This window comes from Pseudomonas sp. PGPPP1 (assembly GCF_002255865.1).
Taxonomy (GTDB): domain Bacteria; phylum Pseudomonadota; class Gammaproteobacteria; order Pseudomonadales; family Pseudomonadaceae; genus Aquipseudomonas; species Aquipseudomonas cremoris.
Window position 1 is genome coordinate 116,654 of record NZ_NKIG01000015.1, and the last position, 22,713, is coordinate 139,366.

A 22,713-nucleotide genomic window follows, 5' to 3' on the forward strand; every position below is an offset into this window, starting at 1 on the left:
ATGCGTCGTCTCTGTTTGATTTTGTTATCCCTTGGGCTGGGCGCGTGCTCCAGCCCTAACCCTTATGTGGCGGCTTCTGCGCCCATGCCACCGGCGCCGGCCCAGGCAGCCACTACGTTCGATGCCAGTGCGTACCCTGCGCCGGTACGCGACTACGGGGCCTACCGTAATTGGGCCTGGCGCAACGGCCAACTGCCGGCGGGCTCGGCATGGGCTGATTCGGCGCAGATTGCCGAAGCCGTCAGCGGCGCCCTCGACCAGCGTGGCCTGCGCCCTTTGCACGACAACCGGGCGCCCGACCTGCTGGTCAGCGCGGATGTGCGCCTTGAGAAGCGTCTCAAGCAAGTCCAGGACGATTATGGCTACGGTTACGGCGGCTATAACCGCTACGGCAATGGCTATGGCATGTACAACTCGGCGCCGATCGTGCGCACCTACGAGGTGACGGTTGCGGTGGTGCGGGTCAACCTGTTTGATGCCCGCAGCGGTCAGCCCGTGTGGAGCACCAGTGCCGAAACTGCCAGCCAGGGCAGCCTGAGCGAACGTGCTGACGCTTTGCGCCAGGCCGTGCAAAAGGCCATGACCGCTTACCCGCCCAGTTAACCGCTATTCTCATTTCAAGCGCAGTTCGCTCTTTGGAGAAAACCATGTTTCGTCGCATCGCTATGCTCGCTTTTGTCGTGCTGCTGGGCGGTTGCCAGACCAACCAGGTCAACCACGATTTTGACGCCAGCCGAGACTTCGGCGCCTACCGCAACTGGGCCTGGAAAGATCCGGCCCTGCAATACCGCCCAGATGATCCACGGATCAAGAGTGACCTCACCGAACAACGCATCCGCCAGGCGGTAGGCGAGCAACTCGACCAACGGGGCCTGCGCCCAGCCGCAGCGGGCACCAAGGCTGACCTGATCGTTCAGGCCTACCTGATCGTCGAAGACCGCCAGCAACAAGTCACCACCAATTACGGCGGCGGCTGGGGTGGCCCGTGGAACGGCTACTGGGGTGGGCCGATGTACAACGAAACGCGCAACATCACCTACAAAGTGGCGACCATCCAGATCGACCTGCTCGATGGCAAGGACGGCAAACTGGTATGGCGCGGCAGTGATGAACATATGATGGGCAGCACGCCCAACCCACAGGACCGCAACAACGCGATCCGCACGACGGTGACGCACATCCTCTCCAGCTATCCGCCGCACTGACTTCAGCCGCCGCGATTTGTGGCGCTTGGCCAGCGCACATTCCAAGCCTTGTCTACACTCCACAGCACCTACGGAGAGTAAGCGCTAAGGAGTGCTCGATGTCTCCCGGACTTCGTTGCAGGCAGCGTGGTGCGATCGGCTTGATGGCGGCCTTGACGCTCGGTTTGGCGTTGGTCTTCTTACTGCTGGTGGTCGACAGCGGGCGGCTCTATCTCGAAAAGCGCAAGTTGCAAGGCATTGCCGACATGGCCGCGCTGGAAGCTGTCCAGCGCAATGGCGATTGCCTGGCCGCGAACAACAACACCGCCACCACCTACGCCGGCGCCAGTGCGGTGCGCAACGGCTACATCATTCCCCCCGCCAATGCACTGGACGTGCGCTGTGGTTCGTTGACCACGGCGGCTTCGAATCTAAGGGTGTTTTCCGCAGATGCCACCAAGCGCGATGCGATTCAAGTGATCGCCTCGCGCCCGGTGTTGACCAGTGTCGCCGGTGGTATCTGGTCGATGTTCAATGGCGGCGCCTACAGCCTGACCACCCTGTTGACGGCCAAGGCCGTGGCCGCGCCGAAGATTTTGCCGCCCCAGGCACAATTGACGATCAAGTCCACGTTGGTGACGGTCAACTCTACCGATTCCGCCGCGCTGAACCTGCTGTTCGGCAAGTTGTTGGGCGGTAACCTGTCGCTCGATGTGGCGGGTTGGCAGGGGTTGGTGGACACCGATCTCAACCTGTTGAGTTACCTGAACCAGTTGGCACTGAACGTGGGCGTCCAGGCGGGCAATTACGACGAGTTGCTGGCCAAGAACCTCAAGCTCGGTCAACTGATCGATGCGGCGGTAACCGTGCTTCAAGCCGGGTCGGGTACCGCGACGGTGGCCGCCTCAGGGCTTACGAAGATCAATGCATTGGTGGGCAATCTCGACGTGACGCTGGGCAGCCTGTTGCAATTGCAGACAGGGGCTGTGTCCGCCGGGCTTAACACCACGTTGAACGCGTTCCAGCTGGCTGAGGCTTTTGTGCAATTGGCCAACAAAAAGAACGGGGTGGTGGCTGCGGTGCCTGTGACCATTCCCGGTGTGACGGCAAATCTCAAGCTCAAGGTCATTGAGCCGCCCATACTGTCCGCGATCGGTGACCCCACCTATGCCAAGAATAAAACCGATGCGAGTACGCGGATTTATGTGCGCACGGCGCAGGTAAGCCTGGGGCTGACAGTGACGCTGCCGGTACTCAACATCCCTGCGGTGAATCTGGTTGTGAACGGCTTGGTCGCTCCGCTTACGGACGTGCTGAACAATTTGCTCAGCCTGAACCTGGCCGGGACTGTCAGTTCGCTGCTGTGTGCCGTGGGAGGCGTTCCTTGTCAGACCACAGACTTGAGGCTGCTGTCTTCCGCCACTAACCCGCCGGTTCCCAGTGTGGATGTGATTCTTGAGCTGGGCATTGCTGAAAGCTATGTCACAGGGTTTACCTGCGCGAGTGACGCGACCAAAACGCTGACCACCCAAACCAATGCGTCGGTGGTGAGCATCAAAATCGGCCAGAGCCCTACCCTGATCGATTCACTGGGAGCCAGCCCGCCGCTGGCGGCCGTGCCACCGCTGCCGGTGATCGATATCGGCGCGGTGACGTGCCTCAAGCCGCTGCTCGGGCTCGGCCCCACCGTCTGCGATTACCCTAATCGCAAAGCGTTTTATGGCGGGGGGATTGGGATGCTTATCGACCCCAGCGTGGGCTCAGTGACTTCGGCGGGTGGCGCTTACACCTACAACCAGCCACCAGAGATTAAGCAGCCACCGCTCTATCATTCGCTATCGACGGCTAGCCTGGTGACGTCCCTCGGACAGGCTTTGCAAACAGGGCTGAAATTCCAGGTTTACAAGCCCACGGGGTTCAATCTGCTGGGCGGGTTATTGGCAACCAGTGCGACGCTGCTTAACGATTTGAATAGCACACTGGGCAACGTCATCGGCACTGTCCTTAGCCCAATTGTCGACCCGCTGGTAAACGGCTTGCTGTACACCTTGGGCATCAACCTCAACAAAGTTGAAGTCGGCGCCAACCTCAGTTGCAGACCCCACGGGCAAGCGGCATTGGTGCTTTAAGCCTCCACGATCGGTAACTCCACACAAAACCTGGCGCCTTCTGCGCCGTTGACGACGCTCAGCCGGCCGCCCATGTTTTCCACAATTCCGTAGCTCACCGACAACCCCAGCCCCGTGCCCACGCCAATCGGCTTGGTGGTGAAGAACGGTTCGAAAATCCGTTCCAGCAGGCGAGGGTCAATACCGCCGCCGTTGTCCTCGACCCAGATCCGCACGTGGCGGCTGTCGTGCTCGCAATGCAGTGCGATCCAAGGGCGCAGTGCCGGGTTATGTTCGCGATTGCTCAGCAGTGCATCACGGGCGTTGACCATCAGGTTGATCAGTACTTGTTCCAACTGGTCGACGTAGCCTTTGACCTGCACGGTGAAGTCCACCGGGGTGACGCGCAGGTCCATGCCTTTGCCCTTCAAGCCTTCGCTGAGCATCGACAGCGTGCCCTCCACCGCCTGTGCCGGGTCGAAGGGCTGCTGCTCGATTTCCGAGCGGCGCCCAAACACCCGCATATGGTCCACCACCCGCGCCGCGCGCAGCACTTGGGCGTCGATGCGCTGAAGTTTTTCGGTGAGGTAATCGACGTCTGCGTTGCCGCTACTCAGGCGCTTGAGCACGTTGACGATGGCCATGCGCATCACGTTCAGCGGTTGGTTGATTTCATGCGCCAGGCCCGTAGCCATTTCGCCGAGGGTGGCCATCTTGGCGCTTTGGGTCAGCTGTTGCTGGGAGCGGCGCACTTCCGTGTTATCCCGGCCTACGGCTTGCACTTCCACCAGCGCGCCGCGCTCATCAAACACCCCGCGGTCCGACCAGACCCACCAGGCATGCTCGCGGCCAGGCAGTTCCAGGCTGATTTCGGCGGTGCTGACCGGGAACTCCGGAGTCAGTTGGTTGATGCGCTGCTCAAAGGCTTGGCGCTGCTCTACCGACAACCAATGCCCCAGGTTCATCCCCGGCAGCTGCGTGGGCAAACATTCCAGATAGTTGGCCAGCGGTGTGTTGCCGAAGGTCAGGGTCAGGTCTGGTCGGTAGCGGCAGATCATGGCCGGGGAGTCTTCCACCAGGATGCGATAGCGCTCTTCGCTCTTTTTGATCTGTTCGGCGGCCAGGGTCGCTTCGGTGACGTCCAGCCATAGCCCGACGGCCTCTACCGGTAGACCCAGTTCATCGCGCAGCAGCTTGGCTTCGTCGAGCAACCAATGGTCTACGCCGTGTTTATCGCGAACGCGGTAGCGGCTGCGCACGTTGCCTTCGCGAAGCAGTTGGCGAGTGCGCTCGAAGTAGAGGTCACGGTCATCGGGATGAATCCATTCGATAAGACTGGCCGGCGTGCATTCTTCGAGGGTGCGGCCAAGTAGAGGCAGCAGGCTGTCGCTGAAAAACAGCGGCTGCAGGGTGCCTTCGACATACCGTTGTACGTAGATGATTGCAGGTGAGCTGGCGATCAGGTTGTCCAGCCTTGCGTGAGCGGCGGCGGCTTGATGCTGCTGGTTTTTTATATCGCTGATATCCAGCATGAAGCCGATCAGCCGCCGTGTGCTTCCCACCCCTAACGCTTGGCCTTGAACGCGGTACCAAAGGGGGTTTTGTGCGGCGTCCATACGATGCAGACGTACGCTGGTGGACACCGGTTTGCTCGCTGTCTGCAAGTCTTGCAGGCGACTGGCGAGCTCCTGGCGGTCAGCGGGGTGGATCAGCATCAGCCAGTCTGTCAGGGCCATGCGCGGGGTGCTGTGGTTGGGGCTCAGGTGCTGTAACAACTGCGGTGCCAGCTGGATCTCTTCAGTGTCTGGTTGGAGTTCCCACCAACCGGTGCCCAGTAACCCCTGCAACGCTTCCAGCCGGTCAAGTTGCTGCTGATGACGCTGCTCGCGAAGGCGGCTGAGTAATGGGGCGGCGATGGCGGCGGTCAGTTGTAGCCAGTCACGGTCACTGGCCTTTTCTTCGCCGCGATAAAACCCGCAAAGCAGCCAGGCGGCAACGCCATGGTCGTCACGGTAGGGCACCAGGAAGCCTGCGGCATTGTTGAAAATGCCCTGCAAACGCGGGTGCTCGCTGTGGCCATGGTTCAGGGTCAGGTTCAAGGGGGTCTTGCCGTCGAGGCTGTCCAGCGCGGTTCCCAGGGGCTGTCCGTCGTGCCACAGGGCCGGTGCATCGTGTGCGCGATAGTGGCTGTGGATCAACCAACCCTGCTCCTGGCTATCGAGCAGGGCAATGGCGACACAGGGAATCTGCAAGCATTGCGCAATGCTTTGCAGGTTGTCTTGGAGCTCCTCGGGCAGGCGCGCCAGGCTGCAAACCCACAGTCGCTCACTGATCTGGGCACTCAGGTACTGATTCTGTTCGCGGGTTTCAGCTTGATTGCGGTGGGCAATCAAGTCGCCGATGTCGAGCAGTTGTAATACCCAGCCATCACCTTGAGGTTGAATCCAGCCTCGGGTTTGCAGGACGCGCCCCGCATGCGCCTTGAAATCCAGGTCCAGGGTTTGTCCTTGCCAGTCGCCGGGGCAGCCCTCGATCACCACGGCGCTGTGGGCATCTACATAGTCCAGCAGTGGCATCGGTTGTTGCGGGTCGGTTGTTTTCGCCAAGCGATGGCGCAGCGCGCCGTCGGTTTGCAGCACGCGACCCTGATTATCCAGATAAATGTGCAGGCCGGCGTTCGCGGGGGCGTGTGCTGGCGAAGCAGAGATACCCGGAGGACGGCCTAGGAGTCGATCGAAAAACCTTTCCCCCGAGTTCAAAACTGCAGGCTCGCTTGGGCCGAGAGTGTCGTAGGCAAGTTGGGCACAGTGCCGAAGCCCGGCAGGACCAGGAAGGGCAGAACGCTCTTGAGGTTGTCGGAGGGGTAATTGATTCGTACGGTCAGCATCCCGGTGCCCGAATAGTCTGCTGTGACATAGGCCGGTACGAATTTGAAGGCCGGCGGCAGCCACTGCAATTGCGCCTGGGCGGCACTGATCGCGCGGGTTTTCAGCGCATCGGTGTAGCCAGGCGTCGTAGGGTCAAGCGCCACGCCGCGTCTTACACCTTCTGCCGTTGCCTGGTTGAACGATTGCAGCAGCAGTAACGGCAGGCTGTAACTGACCAAACCATAAAACACGGCAAAAAAAATCATGAATACCATCGCGAACTCAAGCGCGGCGGCACCTTTCTGTTTTCTAGGGAGGCCCTTTTTCATGACTGCGTCTACCCTGACAACCACTACCTGATATCAGCATAGAATCATTCAGCGAAAAGGGATTTTTTTTACGTGATTCATAGCCTGTTGCTGTTTGTTTGGCTGGCGTTATGCGCCGTGCAAGATATCCGTCAACGCCAGATCGCCAACCGCCTGACGTGGGGTGGGCTGCTGCTGGCGTTGGTTTATTTGCTCTGGAGCGGGTCCACCTGGCTAGGGGCATCCGCTGCCGAGGGCGGATGGGCGTTTACCCTGGCGCTGCTGTTTACCTTGCCCGGTTATGCCTTAGGTCGGCTGGGCGCGGCGGATGTGAAGTTATTGGCGGCGTTGGCGTTGGCAACCAACAGCCAGTACTTGCTCGGCACGTTTGTCGGCGCAGGGCTGGCGAGCGTTGCGTGGTTGTTGGTGGCGCCCAGGATGTGGCCGCTGATGAATCAAGGAGTTAGAAGCGCTCTTTGTCACCTTGAGCCGCAGGCGTCAAACAAACAGCCATTTGCGCCCTTTTTATTCGTCGGATTTGTACTCGCTTGGGCTTGGATCCCATTAGTCGTGACGTAGCCTAGTGCTATGTACATAGTAAGAAAGTACGTCTACGTTTAAGGGTGAGTTGTACGGAAAATAAGCGGTTGGAATGGAACGGTTGGTCTTTGGCTTGCCCAGGCATGGAGTCGCGCGTGAACAAGCTTACCTCTCTAGTGAAAGTGCTCGTTGTCGATGATCAACCTTTGATCGTGGAAGAGCTGTGCGAATACCTCGAAAGCAGCGGCTATCGCTGCATCCCATGCCATTCCAGCCTCCAGGCTGTAAAACGTTTCAGCGAAGACGCTGACATCGGCCTGGTGCTGTGCGACCTGCATATGCCGGAAATGGACGGTATCGAGTTGGTGCAGGCGTTGCAGCGTTTGGCCGGTAAACAGCGTGCCTTTGAATCCATCATGCTGACGGGGCGCGCCGACAAACAAGATGTCATCAAGGCCCTGCGCGCAGGAATCGCGGACTATTATCAAAAACCGATCAATCTCCCCGAGTTGCTCGAAGGGTTGCAACGTCAGGAGGCGGTGCTGCAGGAACGGCATAAAAGCCTTGAGCTGGGGCACCTGAACCAGAAGCTGCAATACCTGTCGGCGTCCATCGATGACCTTTATCACGATCTCGACAAGGTGCGTAGCAACCCTCAATCCTCCATCAGCGCCACCGAGGCGCAGGGGGAGGGTGAAGCACTTGATGTGGAGATGCCGGTTATTTTCAAACAGCTGTCACCGCGTCAATTGGACGTTGCACGGCTGGTGGGCAAGGGGCAGACCAACTACCAGATTGCCTGTGAGCTGGGCATCACTGAAAACACGGTGAAGCTCTACGTTTCCCAGGTGTTGCGCCTCACCCATATGCATAACCGCACGCAGTTGGCGCTGGCGCTGTCACCGAGCAATTCGGCGATACGCCAGCGGGTGACCGCCCACTAGTTGCTACCGCTCGGCGAGGTACCGCCTTGTTTCTGATCGTAGTACTCAGGAATAGGGTGCTTGTAGCTCTCTATCAGGCGCAGCATGGCGCCCTCGCGTTCAGCGGGGGTCGCCTTCTGCGGCTTGGACGACGCCAGTTGGCCGCTGACCTGCAGCTGTAGCCAGCCTTCGGTCTGTTTCTGTTGAGGCGAAGACGGGCCGGGCTCAATGGCCATGGCGGTCAGTGGCAGCGTTGCCAGCAGCAGGTTGGCGAGCAATGCGAGTTTCATCTGGATTCTCCCTGATTGACTGACTTGATAGGCGCCTGCAAGGCATCTCTGACCGCCGCTATTTGATCCTTGGCGGGCGACGCAGGCGAACGCTTGAGTTGCTGCGCCCGGGCCTGGGCCTGGCTGACTTGAACGGGGCTCAACCCCATGCGACTGACCACTTGCGCGGCCTGCCCCCAGTTGTCCTGGTAGATCAGCAGGGTGACCAGGTTAATGGCGGCCAACTGATTGCTCTGGTTGAGCTCCATGGCGGTGAGGAACTCGAAACGTGCATCGTCCATACGCAGTTGGTTGAGGTAGACCACTCCTAAGTCATTGCGGATTTTTTCATCGGTAGGCGAGAGCTGGGCGGCCCGTTGCAAATGGGCCAGGGCTTTACCGTTGTCGCCCTTGGCGACGGCGAGTTGCCCGAGTCCATGTTCGCCTTCAGCCGACAAGCATGTACCCAGCAGAGTTTTGTACAACGGCTCTGCGTCGTTGCGCCCTAACAGCCGGTAGACCTTTGCTTTGCGCAAGCGTACTTGAGGCAAGGAGTCCGGCAGATTTTGCAGATTGGCCAGGCTGGCGTGCAGCTTGCCGTCGTTGGCCATGTCGTCGGCGAGGTTCAGCGAAAGCTCCTGGTCGGCGCTGGGCTTGGAGCAACTGCCGTTAGCGGCGAACCCGGACCAAGGCGTCTGGCCCAGGTTCGCGCAGCCGCTCATGAGCAACAAACTGCACGCGGCAATCAGTGTTTTCATCGGTTGTCCTTTCAAGGCCCCATGGCCTTCGAGATGGCGATAAAGCCGGGACCGGCCAGTACGATCAGTAACGCCGGAAACAGAAAGACCATCATGACCACGGACATCTTGGCCGACATCTTGGAAATGTATTCCTGCATGCGCGTCAGGCGCCGGTCGTCCAGCAGTTGCTTGAGTGCCTGCAGCGACTTCATGGCGCCGCCGCCCTGATGCAGCAGCTGTTGCAGAATCGTGCAGGTGTCGCTGAACTCATCGACGCTCAGCATCAGGCTGGTTTTGTTCAACTCTTCGCCAAGCTCCAGGCCCGAGTCCACCCTGGCCAGCACAATGCGCAATTCCGAAGTGAGTACCGGCAGCAGCTTTTGCGCTTCTTGGGACATCACGCGCAAGGTTTGCTCAACGGCCATGCCGGATTCAAACAGGATGCGCAGCAGCGGAATGAAGGTCGAGATTTCCTGGGTGATCTGCTCCTGGCGCCGTTTGGCCAGCGACGCGAGCACGCGCTTGGGCAGCAGGTAACCGGTGGCCAGCCCGAGGAAGGGCGCTAGCCAAACGGGGTCCGCATCAGGGAAAAACACGCTTTGTATCAGCAGCGTCAGGCCCAGCAGTACCAGTGGCGCGCCCACTTGGCAGGCGGCGAACATCGAGCGCTGCCCGGCCTTGCGCCAGCCAATACGGTTGAGCAGGGTTTGGGTTTCGTTGTCGAGGCTGATGGTGCGTTGGCCAATCCGGGTGTTGCCCAGCGTGCGCAACCATCGGCCTATCTTGTCTTCACGCTCGGTCTCGCCCTGCAGCCGCGAGGTGACCACGCGCTGTTGACGACGGTGAGCGAGGACGTTACCGACCAGCAGTAACGTCGCCGCGAAAAACAATACTGCGCTGATCAACATGGCCATGTCAGACGCTCCTCAGCATGCGCCACAGGGCGATGCAACCGAAGACCTGCATGGCGAAGGCACCAATCAACATCCACCTGCCGCTGTCATCGGCCCACATACCCACCAGATACGTTGGGTTGGTCACCAGGAAGTAACCGGCCACGCTGATCGGCAGCAACGCCAGCACCACGGCGGTCACGCGAGTCTCCCCCGTCATCGCCCTGAGTTGGCGAGCGCCCTGGTCCCGTTCGCGGATCATTTTGATCAGGTTTTCCAGCAACTCGCTGGCGTTGCCGCCATAGCGATGATTGACCTTCAACCCCAGGGCAAAGAGGCGCAGCTCATCCTGTTCGTAAAACTCGGCAAAGTCGTGCACCGCATCCGGCAGGCTGACCCCGAGGATGACATTGCGCTTGATGCGTCCCATGGACTTCTTCAGCGGGTCATCACTGGCTTCAATGCCACCCAGCACGGCGTCCGCCAGCGTGCGGCCGGATTTGAGGCTGCGTACGGCGTGATCCAGCAACTGAGGCAACTGCTCAATCATCCGACGCAAACGGCGTTGATAGCGCAGGGCCAGGTAGAACCGCAGGATCAGTGGCGGCAGTACGACCATCGTCAGCAAGCCCAGCCATTCGGCAGCCAGGAAACCGAGCGCCACGCCAAAGCCCCAAAGCATGAGCCATAGCCCCAGGCGTTCGGTGGGCTTGCCCAGACCGGCACGAATGAACATACGTTCAAGGCTGGTCACGACGGCCTTGTCATTCACTGCCTTAGGTTGGCCCTGGCCCAGTCGCTCCATCACACGCTCGGCCTGTGCCTGGCGCAAGCCACTGCGCATCATGTGCGTCGCCAGCAACAGCATGCCCAGAGAGATCAATGCGAGCAGGATCGGACCGATCATCAGGCGGCTCCTACAACGGCAGCGGGATTTCGCGGCGCAGTTTGTCGCCGGCGGGGTTGATGGCTTCGCGCAGGAAACCGAAGCCGGTGCGCTTGTCATGCCGGAACAGCGTGTTGGTGACGTACACGTCATCACGCACGCCCACGACTTCCACCACTTCACTGACGCAACGGCGACCGTCGGGCAAACGCGTCAGTTGGATCACCACATCCAGTGCCGCGCAGATCATCTGGCGCAGGGTTTTCTCCGCGACCACGCGGCCGGTGAGTCCAACCAGCGTCTCCAGGCGCAGCAGCGCATCCTGTGCGTTGTTGGCGTGCACGGTGCTCATCGACCCGTCGTGGCCGGTGTTCATCGCCGTGAGTACATCGAGCACTTCCACGCCACGAATCTCCCCCAGAATGATGCGGTCCGGGCGCATCCGCAGGGCGTTGCGAATCAGGTCGCTGGCCTTCACTTCGCCGTGCCCTTCGGCATTCGGCGGGCGGGTTTCCAGGCGTACTACGTGGGGGTGGCCCAGTTGCAGTTCGGCCACATCTTCGATGGTGACGAGCCGCTCATGGGGGTTGATCAGTTGGCTCAGAATGTTCAGCAGCGTGGTTTTACCGGTGCCGGTACCGCCGCTGATCAAGATGTTGCAGCGCTTGCCCACGGCCTCTTGGAAGAACTCGAAAATCAGTTGATCGATGGTCTGCATGGCCATCAGGTCGCTGCTTTTGAGCATGTCCTTGCGAAACTTTCGGATCGACAGGCAGGGGCCGTCCAGGGCAATCGGAGGAATGATCGCATTGACCCGACTCCCGTCCGGCAACCGCGCATCGACCATGGGTGACGACTCATCCAGTCGTCGCCCCAAGGGTGCGAGGATGCGTTGCATGACCCGCTCCACATGGTGGTCGTCGATGAAACGCAGGTCGCTTTGGTGCAGCAGGCCGTCGCGTTCGACGAACACTCGGTGCGGGCCGTTGACCAGGATTTCAGTGACGGATGTATCGCGCAGCAGCACCTCAAGCGGCCCGAAACCGGTGAGTTCGTCGACGATTTCTTCTGCCAGGCGCTCCATTTCATAGCGGGAGATCGCCAGGTGCATGCGGGTGATGTACTCGGCGACTTTATCCATCACAAATTGCGCCAAAGATTGGCGCGTGCCTTCCAACAGGTTTTTCCCCGACTCCTCTATGGCATCGATGATGTAGCGGTGCAGGACCAGTTTGAGGCCGTCGTGATCGGTGTTGTCGACGGTGCCGCGTAAGGGCGAACCGAACAGTTTATCGCTGCTCATTTCGTACTCCAGAGACGGGTAAGCCAGTTGGCCGGTGGTTTCTCAAGGCCTTCGGAGCGTTTGGCCAGGCGCTCGCCAAGGGTGCGCAGGCCTTGGGTGAGCGGCTCGCGGGGCGATAAGGCGAATAAGGTCTGGCCCTGATTTTTGGCATTCAGGCGGATTTCCGCGCTCAGGGGCAGCACGGCAATCACTTCCAGGCCGAAGGTCTTGCCCAGCGCTTCGGCCTCCGGTGCGGCGCCTTTGATGTAGCGGTCGACCAGCAGACGGCCGTGCTCCAGTTTCATGCCTTTTTCACGCCATCGATTGAGCACCGCCAGGTTGCGTCGGCAGTCGAGCACGCTTTGATCGGTGCACCACAGCAACTTGTCGCAATGGCTGACGAAGGTGCGCAGCGCTTCGCTGTCCGGCTGGCCGGTTAGGTTGACGACAATGTGCTGGAAGTGTTGGCGCAGGGCGCTGAGCAGCATGTACAGCTCGGCAGCGCTGGTTTGCTCCAGCGATTCGTCGCCGTCGGTGTAGGCCAGAATGCGCAGACCAGCCTCGGCCGAGGTAAAGGCGCTGTTGATCAAGGTGGCATCCAGGCGTCGTAAGTGGCGCAGGGCATCACCGAAGTGAAACGAGCTTTCCAGGCCCAACAGCGCCAGGCTGTCGCCCCGAGGCAGTCCCAAATCCAGTACCAGGGTTTGCTGCCCGCTTTTTTGCACCACTTGCGCCAGGTGGGTGGCCAGTAACGCGCCGTCGGTACCGCACTGGGTGCCATAGAGCACCGTCAGGCCACCCAGGTGAGTGGTGTGGCTGACCGTCGGCAGGCGCTTGCTCAGGCGTCGAACCAGGCCGGCCACTTCACTGGAACGCGAGCCATAGGCGACAAAGTCGCGGGCGCCGGCCCGCATGGCATTGAGTACGAGTTGATTGTCCATGCCGTCGCCCAGCGCGACGATGGCCAACATGGGTTTGGCCTCCAGTGCCCCTTCAATCAGGGCACATTGCGTGGTGACGTTTTCACGGTCCAGGCCGATGAAGACCAGGTTGGCGAAGGTCACGTCGACCAGTGCCAGCAGTTCGTCCAGACTGCCGCCGCCGGCACTGACCACTTGGCCCAACGGTGCAAGCGCGCCCTGAAGCCACTCCAGATCGGTGCTGTTACGCGTTATTGCCAGAAACGTTTGGCTCAGGCTTTCGCTCATTGGGACAGCCCCGTGCGACGGTCGAAGTTGCCATTTTCAAGGAAAAACAGGCGGTACCAATTTGGGTCGTAGCTGCGCAGCTTTTCGCCGGGCAGGGACGGCAACTGCGCATCGGCCGCCAGGGGTTGTACGAGGTGGGGGGTGACGATCATCAGCAACTCTTTTTCCTCGCGGCTGATGTTGGAATCGCGGAAGAACGCACCCAGGATCGGGATGTCGCCCAGGCCGGGAAATTTGTTGATGGTGGAACGGTTGTTGGTACTGATCAGGCCACTGATGACGAAGCTTTCGCCATCGGCCAGGGACACGCTGGTGTCGGTGCGACGCACAGTGAGTGCGGGTACCTGAATGCCCTGGATCTGCACGGCGTTGCTGTAGTCCAGTTCGCTGACCTCCGGTGCGACCTTGAGGGTGATGCGGTTTCGATCGACCACGGTGGGGGTCAGGGTCAACCGAATACCAAACTCCTTGTACTCGATGGAGATGGTGTCGCTGCCGGCGCTGGGCACCGGAACAGGCACTTCGCCCCCGGCCAGGAACGTTGCGCTTTGCCCGCTCAGGGCGACCAGGCTGGGTCGCGCCAAGGTGTAGGCAAAACCGCTGCTTTCCAAGGCATTGATCATCGCCGACACGCGCCCGCCGCCGAAGCCGATATTGAAGTTGGAGGCGCTCACCGGCAGAGCCAAGGTGTTAGCGCTGGGCACCGCGAGGTTGGGGCTGCCGATCAGGAAGTTTTTGCCAATCCCCAGGATCGAGGTGCTTGCCTCCTTGAGCTTGGTGCGACTGACTTCGACGAAGCGGATATCGGTCTGTACCTGGCTCGGCAGCAAGGGGTCGTCCGAGGGGGACAGCGACAAGCTGGTTAACGCTGAAGTGGCTTTGCCTTTGACGAACACCATGCTCTGGCGTGGGGTGTTAGAGCACGCGGTCCAGATCATAAGGCTGGTGGCGCCTTGGGAGATGCCAGTCAGCAGGAACGCCTGGTTGCCGTTGACTTGAACGTCGGCGATTTTGGGGTCGCCGACCGCCAGGCGGGTAATGGCAACCGGGGATTGCATGGCTTGTTGCATGCCTTCACCGACTTCGAGCGTCGCAGGAAGCTTGCCCAGGCTGGCGCAGTTGCCCGGTGCTGCCTGTGCGAGCGCGATGGGCAGCGTCAGGGTGACGAGGGCCCAGAACGCTCGTGAAAAAAACCTCAGGGAACGACTGCTCATTCAAGGCATCCTTAGCGCTATCTGGGCGTTTGTTGAGTAACCTGGTTGCCGCGTATCACCTCGACACCCGAGCGACGTGGAGCGCTGGTGGTGGCCGATGGGCTGAAGTTGCTGGTGGGTGGTGCAGTAAAGGCCAACTGATTGAACTGGTAGAGGTCGCGCTTGGCGTTGTCGAGGTTTGCCGCTGATTCATTGGTGCCCGACCAGTATTGGCTCAAGCGTTGTTCGTCAGCGCTGCGCAGGGCCAGGCGCATTGCACCGGCTTGCGTGGCAAGCACCAACCGACTCATCAGTTGTTCTGGAACGGCCAGCAACACGGTGCGCGCACTGGCACGGCTCTGTTGTTGCTTGGCTTTGTCTTCGGCCGTTGTTGCTACAGGGGAGCCGGGTTTACCGTCATTGGTCAGCCCGAGTTGGTCACCCACTCCAAGCAGGCGAAGTGCGGGGACTACGGTTTGCGCCGAGGGTTGCGGGTTACCGTTTTCCTGGCGCAGGTACAGCATCACGTCAACATAATCACCCGGGTTCAATTGCCCAGCGGCGCCGGTTACTTCATCCACGGCAACGGCCAGCGCGCGTTCGTCAGAGCGGATCATCCGGGCGAGGCTTCCGCCAGCCTCGAAGCTTTGTTCGGTCAGCCAGGTTCCGGCTTCCAGGCTGCGCCAAGGCGTGCGTCCGATGGCTTGCTCCAGCGTGGTGAGGCTGCCAGCCGGTGCAGTGCGCAGTTTTTCCAGGGTCAGGTCGGCGGCGGTGAGGGCGACGAAGGGCGGCACGTCGTGGGCCAGTACCACCACGGGTTGACGTGTCGGGTCTTCGACGGGGGCCACTGAAGAGGGGTTGGCAACGGGCTGAGCAACCACGGCGGCCGCCGGTTCCGGACGGCTCAACACGAGGCCCCAATAACCGGCAATCAGCGCTCCCAACAAGAGCAACCCGGCCAGAATCATACTGATGCGACTGCTCATAAAGGCTCTCCCTTTCCCACTGCAGAACCTGCTGTCTGGTCCATCCAGCACTGCGCAATCAGTTCACTATCAAGGTCTAACTATTTCGCTATTTGAAGGTAGTTCAGCTAGGACGAAATGCCATTACTCCTTGGAAAATTTCTCTTCATTAGTGGGAAATAAGGTTCTTCAGGCGTCATCGATTTGGCTACTACTTTGTGATTAGTCGCTTATTACAGTTGTTGGGAGTGGATTTGCCGACAATGCTCTAATGGCACAGCGAGATCATGCTGTAGCCCAGCTACATCAGCGCCCGGAGCGCAAAGGAGAAGTCAAATGTTCCTTGACGTCATTCGCAAGGTGTTTATCAAAATCCAGATTTTGTCTTACGGAAGAGAGGGGGCCTCCGGTATCGAATATGCAATTGTCGCGGCGATGTGTGCAGCGGTGATCGGGCTGTTCATGACGCCCATCAGCACTAAAGTGAAAGCCATTTTTACATCGATTCAGACCGGTATCGGCACTTGAGCTTTTAACCCTTGTTGGAGAGTCGCATGTCAGCAATTGGCAAGGTGTTCTTAAAGCTTCAACTGATGGTCTGCGCCAGGGATGGTGCTTCCGGTATTGAGTACGCCATTGTGGCTGCCATGTGTGCAGCTGTGATCGGTATCTTCATGACGCCCATCAGCGACAGAGTCACTGCGCTGTTCAAGTTGGTCGAAGCCAGTATCTTGTCCACTTGATCAATGGCGCGATACGACTACCCTGAGTGCACGTTTAGTATCAGGATCCTTACATGAGCCCCATGTCGTCCCCCCGGCAACAAATCCTGTTAGTGGACGACGAAGAGGACGCGCTGATCGAGCTCGCCGAATCCCTCGGAAACGAGGGGTTCGTGTGCTTCACGGCAACATCCGTCACCTTCGCCCTGCAAGAGTTGACACTTCACCCCGATATCGCCTTGGTCATCACCGACCTGCGCATGCCCGAGGAAAGCGGTATCTCCTTGATCAAGCGCCTGCGCGAACACACCTCACGCTCGCACCTGCCGGTGATTGTGATGTCCGGTCATGCCGAAATGGATGACGTCAGCGACATGCTGCGCCTGCAGGTCCTGGATCTGTTTCGCAAGCCGATTTACCTGGTGCGGTTGATTGATACGTTGGACAGCTTGTTTCCTCTCAGCAAACGGTAGGGCTTTTGGGGACTGCTGCGCAGTCGAACACGAGCAAGCCCGCTCGCCACAACAAGCCCTCTTACCACAGCAAACTCGTCTGCCGCAGAACCCCGCTCAGCCTAAACTGAGCGCTGTAGGCCGTGTCAGAGTTGATAGCTGAAACTCAAGGTATACCGCGGCTGGCGGTTGAGGCTGTCGAGGGCCTCGTCCGACATCGGCTTGGCCGCTTCGAGCGCGATGTTGTAATACTTCGCGTCGCCAAAGCGCAGGCCCACGGCGGCTGAAGACAGGTTGTTGCCTTTGATGGGCTGGTCGTTGAACCAGGTCTTGGCACGGTCGAACACGATGTAGGGTTGCAGGATTCTCACCCACTCGCCGGCACGGTTGTAGCTGTAGTTGACCTCATAGGCCATGCCCCAGCCCTTGTCGCCCGAGCCTTGATCATCGGGGTAGCCACGACCGAAGTTCTGCCCGCCGAAGGTGGCGCGCTCGCTGTCGGGCAAGGTGTCGTCACTCCAATAGAGCGCTCCTGACAGCACGCCCTGAACGTTGCCGAACAGCTTGTTGCTTTGCACGCCCGACAGGCGCAGGCGGAAGAAGTCCAAGTCAGGTTTGAGGCCTTCGAGGTCGCTGCGTGTCTTGGCGCCCATGCCGTCGATGCCTTGGTACAGCCCCGCGCTGAGGATGCGCAGTTGGTCGGCGTCGGCCTTGCGCCAGTCGCCTTCGAACGCCACGGCGCGCAGGTTGGTTTCGATGTCAAAGCGCTGGGGGAATCCCACCAGTTGATAGCGGGTTTTCTGGTCGACCCCATAGAACCGCGTGCCCAGGGTCAACGACTCGGTGGGCGAGGCGATCATCGGGTGACTCAGGCCAATGGAGAATCGGTCGATTGCCTGATGGGGCTTGAGTTCGAAGCCGCCGCCCAGTTGCAGGTTGGTGCCGGGGTCGGCGCGATAGCGTTCACCGGATAGCACCAGTTGGGTGCCCTCGGCATTGACGAATTGGCTGTAGGCGGCGCGGTAGTAGTGTTCTTTGTCGTCGCCCGGTGGGAACAGGCCGCTCACGCTCAGTTGTTCACCCATGGCGGTCTGGGAATTGCTGGTGGCGGTTAACAAGGCTTGCGTGCCGCCACGACTGGCCTGGTTGAGGCTCATGCTGGTGGTGAAAGGCTTGCGGCTGGCAGTGATCTGCATGTGGGTGCCGCCGTCGGTGGTGCCAGGTGGCGGCACTTGCGCTTGCAAGGTGACGCCGGGGATCGCGCCCATGAGTGTGGTGTAGCGCTCGAAGGTTTTACGGGTCAGTGGGCGCTCGGCCTTGAGTTTGTCGGCGAGCTTTTCGACGTAGGACGACACTGAGCCAATATCGCCTTGTACTTGGTAATCGCGGATATAACCCTCCACCAGAATGACGTGCACCAGGCCGTCATCGAAGCGTTGCTCCGGCAGGAACGCATAGGACAGTAGGTAGCCGTCTGCCTGGTAGCGCCGGGTGATGCTGCGTGTCGCCTCGATCAATTGGGCCAGGTTGGTTTCGTGGCCGATCAAGGGCTCGAACGCCAGGGCAACGTCGTTGAGCGGGTAGACCGTGCCGCCGTCGATCTGCAGTTTGCGAATGGTCACCTTGGTGTCCATCAGTAACGGTTGCGCCTCACTCGCCGCAGGGGTGGGCAGCTGCGTTTGCGGGGTGTTCGGGCGGTAGGCATCGGCGGGCAGATTGGGCACCGGCAGGTTGCGGATGGTGTCGTTGCTATTGAGGAAGCTGGGCAGGGTATCGGCGTGGGCGTAAGCACTGAGGGTGAGCAATAACAACGGTGTCAAAGCGCGCATAGGACACTCCATGGTCAAAGCAGCAGCGTTTTGCAGGTGCCCGCCGGGCTCTGGAGGCGCGGTTCGGGTGTTTTTCAGGGGCCGTTCAGTGGCCCTAAAAAAAGACGAGAGATTTATTAGATCTCTCGTCTCAACCAAGCGTAGGCGCTGTAGGTGAGGCCGTCTAATCGGCCAGGTGCAATTCTATTTTTTGCCGGTGAGCCCACCGAGCAACCCCCCCAGGCCACCGCTGGTGCTGGCCCCGGCACTGGCACTGGCGCCGGCAGATGCGCTGCCGCCCAGGTTCAAGCCGCCGCCGAGCAACCCGCCGCCGCTGGTACCGCCGGTGACCAGGCCACCCACCGACGCCACGGTGCCGCCGACAGCGCTCACGGTGCCGCCCAGGGCGTTGGTGACCGGGTTGGCATTGGCGCCGCTGATTTTGCCGCCCAGGCTGTTGACGGCGCCGCCGACGTTAGTCACCAGGCCATTGACTGGCGCGCCCAGGCCGGTGGCGTTGCCGACGTTTTGGGTCAGGCTGGCGATGCCACTGGTGGCAGGGTTAAGTGCGCTGCCGAGGTTGGTGGTCACCGCCATGATCGGAGCGCCCGCGGCGGTGTTTGGAGTGCCGCTGCCGCCCAGCAAGGTGCCCAGAGATGCTACCGTGCCGCCGGCGCTGGCGCCGGTGACGCCAGCAGCGCTCACCACGCCATTGGTATTGCCGGCGTTGAGGCCGTTGCCGGCGCCGGCGATGACACCACCGATCAGTTCCGGCAGACCGAGTTTGACGCCACTGCCGCTACCGCCGCCGTTGCCGGTGGCTGGGTCGACATAGCCGCTTGCGGTGCCGACCACGGTGCCGACGCCATTGAGCAGGTTACCCACGGCGCCGGTCACAGGGTTACCGGTGCCGCCAGCGCCGGCGACTTTATCGCCGAGGCCATCGACGGTGCTGCCGACTTTATCCAGCAGGCCGCCGACCGGGCTGTCCAGGCCCGTTGCGTTGCCAACTTTGCCGGTGGTTTTTTCCACCAGCGAGACGACCGGCACCAGCACTCGGGCGCCCACGGCATTTGTCACATTGCCCAGCGGGCCGGTGGTGCTGGCGGTGCTCAGGGTATCGCCGAGCATGGTCACCACGTTGCCGACTTTGTCGACCGCGCCGCCCACCACTGGCGCAGTTGCGCTGACCACGGGTACTTTACCCAGCAGCGTGCGCACGTTAGCGCCGGTGGTGCTGACGCCATCGCCCAGATCGGAAACACCTTGGCCTACGCCGTCGAGAGTGTTGCCCAGTGCATTGCTGTCAGTGCCCAACGAGCCGAGCCCATCCGACAGGCCGTTGCCGATGCTGCCGACCGCAGTGCCGGTGGCCACCACCAGACCTTGGGTGGTCGCGCCAACAATCGGCAAGCTGCCGAGGGTGGTGCCGAGACTGCTGACGGTGCCGCCCACGCCGGTCACGGTGTTGCCCAGCGTGTCGACGACGGTCGCGGTGACCAGTGGCGTGGTGGTGCCTCCACCGGTGCCTCCACCAGTGCCTCCACCGGTACCTCCACCAGTGCCGCCACCAGTGCCGCCACCAGTACCGCCACCGGTACCGCCACCGGTACCTCCGCCAGTACCTCCACCGGTTCCGGCAGTATCCGAAGAGGAGGAGCCGCTACTGTGATGCCCGCCACCACCGCTGCTGCAGCCACCGAGTGTCATTGCTATTGCCAGGGCCAACGCGGTACTTGCTTTCCAAAACACTACTTGAGTTTTCATGATTGAATTCCTTGCACCCGTACAACCTTAGTTGTCTTCAAACGCTCGTTATTTCTTGGGATAGCGATGCGTTTGTCCGTAGGTCTATAACAGACCCGGGTGCGTGTTCGCTCAAGGTTCAACTTGGTATTAACGATTTATATAGAGGGGGTTAAGTGTGTGCTTAATGACTAGTCGTAAGGGTATAAGGGGAGGGCGTATCAAGATGTATATATCTATTGAATCAGTCGCTTAGATAAACAAATAGCGGACTTTTTCAAGTCCGCTATTACTTATGGCGTATATATACAATTAAGCAGGTTTTGTTATGCGATTGGCCGCCATTTCCCCACCATATGTTCAATATCCCCCGCGCCTTTCAACAGTAATTCGCCACTGGAACCGGCGGTGCTGCTGTGCAACGTCACTTCGCTGGGCAGGCGCACCGGTTTTTTGAATACCACTTCGATTTCTACATTGGCAGCGGGCAGGTGCTCACCGAGTGCGGCCAGTGTGCGGGCCTTGTTCCACAGTCCATGGGCGATGGCCTGGGGGAAGCCAAACAACTTGGCGGTCGGGGCACTCAGGTGAATCGGGTTGTAGTCGCCGGAGACCCTCGCATAGCGACGGCCGATATCCGAAGGGGCCTTCCAGCGGGTCAGTTCGCTGATGTGTGCAGGTGTGGGCTGGGTGTCATCGGCAGCTTCGCCTTCGAGTTTTACGCCTCGGCAGAGCATTCGGCTCTCGGCTTCCCACAGCACTCCGAGAGAATCTTCGACGGTGGTTACCACCTCAAAGGTTGCGCCCTTGGCGTGAGGTTGGAGGTTTTGCGCGTGCACGCTTATGAAGAGTTCGTTTACCCCGCCCAATGGGCGATGGATTCGAATGCAATTGCTCAGGTGGATCAACCCCAGCAACGGGAAGGAAAATGCCTTGGCCGTGAGCAACTGCATTTGCAATCCAAACGCCAGGATGTGTGGGTAGGTCGCCGGTAGGATCGGGCTGTCGGCAAAACCGCATACCTTGCGATACGCCGCGACGTCCTTGGGGTTGACGCTGACCCGGCAGCGCAGCCCCTGTTCAGGCAGTGTGCTGCCGGTAATCTTGCGCTTGAGCGCCGCTCGCCAATACAACGGCGGCAGAAACGGGGTATTGCCTAAGGTCTGCCATTCCATGCTCACGCTCCCAATAGACTTTGCCCGCACACCCGCAATGCTTGCCCGCTGACCGCGCCGGAACCGGGCTGGCCCAGCCAGGCCACAGCTTCGGCGACGTCCTGCGGCAAACCGCCTTGGCCCAGGGAGCTCATGCGGCGCCCGGCTTCACGCAGGGCGAACGGGATGTGTGCGGTCATCTGGGTTTCGATAAAGCCTGGCGCCACGGCATTGATGCTGATCCCGCGCTCCTTGAGCAACGGTGCCCACGCCTGCACCAGGCCGATCAAACCCGCCTTACTCGCGGCATAGTTGGTTTGCCCACGGTTACCGGCGATGCCGCTGATGGACGCCAGCACCACCACGCGGGCGTTGTCGTGCAGGCTGCCGCTGTCGAGCAGCGCTTTGGTCAATACCTGCGGTGCATTGAGATTGACCGCGAGCACCGCATCCCAATATTCCGGGGTCATGTTGGCAAGGGTTTTGTCACGGGTGATACCGGCGTTATGCACCAGAATATCGAGGCCATCGGGCAGGTGTTCGATCAACTGGCTGGCGGCGTCTTCGGCGCAGATATCCAGCACCACCGTGCGAGCACCCAGGCGCGCCGCCAGGGCTTCGAGGTCGGCCTTGGCCTGGGGGACGTCAAGGAGAATGACCTCAGCGCCGTCGCGGGTCAGGGTTTCAGCGATAGACGCACCGATGCCACGCGCCGCACCCGTGACCAGCGCCTTGCGCCCGGCCAGTGGGCGGGTCCAGTCCTCAACGGGCGTGGCGCAAGCCTCCAGGCGAATCACCTGGCCGGAAATGTAGGCGCTTTTCGGTGAGAGGAAGAAACGCAGCGCGCCTTCCAGCTGGTCTTCGGCACCTTCGCCGACGTAGAGCAATTGCAACACTCCGCCGTTGCGCAGTTCCTTGGCCAAGGAGCGGCTGAACCCTTCCAAGGCCCGCTGGGCGCTGGCGGCAAACGGGTCGCTGAGACTTTCCGGGGCGCGGCCGAGGATCACCAGGTGGGCGCTGTTATCGAGGTTTTTCAGCAGGGGCTGGAAGAACTCGCGCAGTTGCTTGAGCTGGTCGGTGTGTTGCAGCTCGCTGGCATCGAACACCACGGCCTTAAGCTTGGGGCCGTGCCCGGGAATCCACGTCGATGACTCGGCGCCGTAGGTATAAATCGCGTCGGTGAGTTTGTTGGCAAATGCCTGCACCTTGCTTGTCATGGCTCCACCGCCCAGCAGCAGTGCACCGTCTACCGGGCGTAGGCGTCCGGCTTGCCAGCGTTCCAGGCGTACCGGTGACGGCAGGCCAAGGGCGGCGACCAGGCGATGGCCGAGGCTTGAGTTGGCGAAGTCGATATAACGGTCAGACATGGAACGCTCTCCGAAGGCTGGGGTTCAAAGGTTGACCATCCCAGGGTAGCAGTCGTTCGACTAGGCTCAGTGATCAAGCCCATAACAGACAGAGGGAG

General features: G+C 60.5%; 22 protein-coding genes. 8 read left to right on the forward strand and 14 right to left on the reverse strand.

The window, feature by feature from the left end:
* The 3 genes from CFE47_RS17680 (at nt 1) to CFE47_RS17690 (ending at nt 3,313) form a co-directional block, all read left to right on the forward strand.
* Complete coding sequence (locus CFE47_RS17680; protein ID WP_032887142.1) at nt 1-603, forward strand: DUF4136 domain-containing protein; 603 nt, start codon at nt 1-3, stop codon at nt 601-603.
* 44 nt (nt 604-647) lie between these two features.
* A complete protein-coding gene (locus CFE47_RS17685) occupies nt 648-1,205 on the forward strand; it encodes a DUF4136 domain-containing protein (RefSeq protein ID WP_181644404.1) in 558 nt (185 codons plus the stop codon).
* 98 nt (nt 1,206-1,303) lie between these two features.
* Nucleotides 1,304-3,313: a pilus assembly protein TadG-related protein gene (locus CFE47_RS17690; RefSeq protein ID WP_286838952.1), complete on the forward strand. Its 2,010-nt coding sequence runs from the start codon at nt 1,304-1,306 to the stop codon at nt 3,311-3,313.
* Here CFE47_RS17690 and CFE47_RS17695 read toward each other — a convergent pair.
* On the reverse strand, nt 3,310-6,051 hold the full coding sequence (locus CFE47_RS17695) for a PAS domain-containing sensor histidine kinase (protein WP_181644402.1): 2,742 nt from the start codon (nt 6,049-6,051) through the stop codon (nt 3,310-3,312). The two genes, CFE47_RS17690 and CFE47_RS17695, sit on opposite strands and share 4 nt — an antisense overlap.
* Entirely contained in the window at nt 6,048-6,488 is a 441-nt protein-coding gene (locus CFE47_RS17700; protein WP_032887137.1) for a TadE/TadG family type IV pilus assembly protein, read from the reverse strand. The genes CFE47_RS17695 and CFE47_RS17700 overlap by 4 nt, the downstream gene beginning before the upstream one ends.
* A gap of 72 nt (nt 6,489-6,560) precedes the next feature.
* Here CFE47_RS17700 and CFE47_RS17705 point away from each other — a divergent pair, with 72 nt between their 5' ends.
* Complete coding sequence (locus CFE47_RS17705; protein WP_177434329.1) at nt 6,561-7,046, forward strand: prepilin peptidase; 486 nt, start codon at nt 6,561-6,563, stop codon at nt 7,044-7,046.
* Between the two features lie 116 nt (nt 7,047-7,162).
* Complete coding sequence (locus CFE47_RS17710) at nt 7,163-7,951, forward strand: response regulator transcription factor (RefSeq protein WP_032887159.1); 789 nt, start codon at nt 7,163-7,165, stop codon at nt 7,949-7,951.
* Here the strand turns inward: CFE47_RS17710 and CFE47_RS17715 are convergent.
* The 8 genes from CFE47_RS17715 to cpaB are packed head-to-tail and all read right to left on the reverse strand — an operon-like array spanning nt 7,948 to nt 15,387.
* Nucleotides 7,948-8,220 (reverse strand): DUF3613 domain-containing protein, encoded by a 273-nt coding sequence (locus CFE47_RS17715; RefSeq protein ID WP_032887136.1) that lies wholly within the window; start codon nt 8,218-8,220, stop codon nt 7,948-7,950. The genes CFE47_RS17710 and CFE47_RS17715 overlap by 4 nt on opposite strands.
* The gene (locus CFE47_RS17720) at nt 8,217-8,957 is read right to left on the reverse strand and encodes a tetratricopeptide repeat protein (RefSeq protein WP_032887135.1); all 741 of its coding nucleotides are present in this window, start codon (nt 8,955-8,957) and stop codon (nt 8,217-8,219) included. The genes CFE47_RS17715 and CFE47_RS17720 overlap by 4 nt, the downstream gene beginning before the upstream one ends.
* 11 nt (nt 8,958-8,968) lie before the next feature.
* Complete coding sequence (locus tag CFE47_RS17725; protein WP_032887134.1) at nt 8,969-9,853, reverse strand: type II secretion system F family protein; 885 nt, start codon at nt 9,851-9,853, stop codon at nt 8,969-8,971.
* Between the two features lies 1 nt (nt 9,854).
* Nucleotides 9,855-10,739, reverse strand: a complete 885-nt coding sequence (locus CFE47_RS17730) for a type II secretion system F family protein (protein WP_032887133.1) — start codon at nt 10,737-10,739, stop codon at nt 9,855-9,857.
* 10 nt (nt 10,740-10,749) lie between these two features.
* Complete coding sequence (locus CFE47_RS17735; protein WP_032887132.1) at nt 10,750-12,021, reverse strand: TadA family conjugal transfer-associated ATPase; 1,272 nt, start codon at nt 12,019-12,021, stop codon at nt 10,750-10,752.
* Nucleotides 12,018-13,208: a CpaE/TadZ family protein gene (locus tag CFE47_RS17740; protein ID WP_032887131.1), complete on the reverse strand. Its 1,191-nt coding sequence runs from the start codon at nt 13,206-13,208 to the stop codon at nt 12,018-12,020. Before CFE47_RS17740 ends, CFE47_RS17735 begins: the two co-directional genes overlap by 4 nt.
* Nucleotides 13,205-14,422 (reverse strand): type II and III secretion system protein family protein, encoded by a 1,218-nt coding sequence (locus tag CFE47_RS17745; RefSeq protein ID WP_095186493.1) that lies wholly within the window; start codon nt 14,420-14,422, stop codon nt 13,205-13,207. Before CFE47_RS17745 ends, CFE47_RS17740 begins: the two co-directional genes overlap by 4 nt.
* A 17-nt stretch (nt 14,423-14,439) precedes the next feature.
* The gene (gene cpaB, locus CFE47_RS17750; RefSeq protein WP_122756797.1) at nt 14,440-15,387 is read right to left on the reverse strand and encodes a Flp pilus assembly protein CpaB; all 948 of its coding nucleotides are present in this window, start codon (nt 15,385-15,387) and stop codon (nt 14,440-14,442) included.
* Nucleotides 15,388-15,702: 315 nt separating this feature from the next.
* Between cpaB and CFE47_RS17755 the strand changes: the two genes are divergently transcribed.
* From CFE47_RS17755 to CFE47_RS17765, 3 genes are read left to right on the forward strand one after another with little or no spacing between them, the layout of a single operon-like run.
* The gene (locus CFE47_RS17755; RefSeq protein WP_032887128.1) at nt 15,703-15,894 is read left to right on the forward strand and encodes a Flp family type IVb pilin; all 192 of its coding nucleotides are present in this window, start codon (nt 15,703-15,705) and stop codon (nt 15,892-15,894) included.
* 26 nt (nt 15,895-15,920) lie between these two features.
* Nucleotides 15,921-16,109, forward strand: a complete 189-nt coding sequence (locus CFE47_RS17760; protein WP_032887127.1) for a hypothetical protein — start codon at nt 15,921-15,923, stop codon at nt 16,107-16,109.
* A gap of 53 nt (nt 16,110-16,162) precedes the next feature.
* A complete protein-coding gene (locus tag CFE47_RS17765) occupies nt 16,163-16,561 on the forward strand; it encodes a response regulator (protein ID WP_032887125.1) in 399 nt (132 codons plus the stop codon).
* Nucleotides 16,562-16,686: 125 nt separating this feature from the next.
* On the opposite strand, the gene CFE47_RS17770 is transcribed toward CFE47_RS17765, so the two are convergent.
* The 4 genes from CFE47_RS17770 to CFE47_RS17785 all read right to left on the reverse strand — a co-directional run bounded on the left by CFE47_RS17770 (nt 16,687) and on the right by CFE47_RS17785 (nt 22,615).
* Nucleotides 16,687-18,369, reverse strand: coding sequence for a ShlB/FhaC/HecB family hemolysin secretion/activation protein (locus CFE47_RS17770; RefSeq protein WP_181644401.1), 1,683 nt, complete (start codon nt 18,367-18,369; stop codon nt 16,687-16,689).
* Nucleotides 18,370-18,552: 183 nt separating this feature from the next.
* Entirely contained in the window at nt 18,553-20,115 is a 1,563-nt protein-coding gene (locus tag CFE47_RS17775) for a collagen-like triple helix repeat-containing protein (protein WP_286838962.1), read from the reverse strand.
* A gap of 305 nt (nt 20,116-20,420) precedes the next feature.
* Nucleotides 20,421-21,269: a MaoC family dehydratase gene (locus CFE47_RS17780; RefSeq protein WP_181644399.1), complete on the reverse strand. Its 849-nt coding sequence runs from the start codon at nt 21,267-21,269 to the stop codon at nt 20,421-20,423.
* Between the two features lie 2 nt (nt 21,270-21,271).
* The gene (locus tag CFE47_RS17785; protein WP_181644398.1) at nt 21,272-22,615 is read right to left on the reverse strand and encodes a 3-oxoacyl-ACP reductase; all 1,344 of its coding nucleotides are present in this window, start codon (nt 22,613-22,615) and stop codon (nt 21,272-21,274) included.
* Nucleotides 22,616-22,713: the final 98 nt, after the last annotated feature.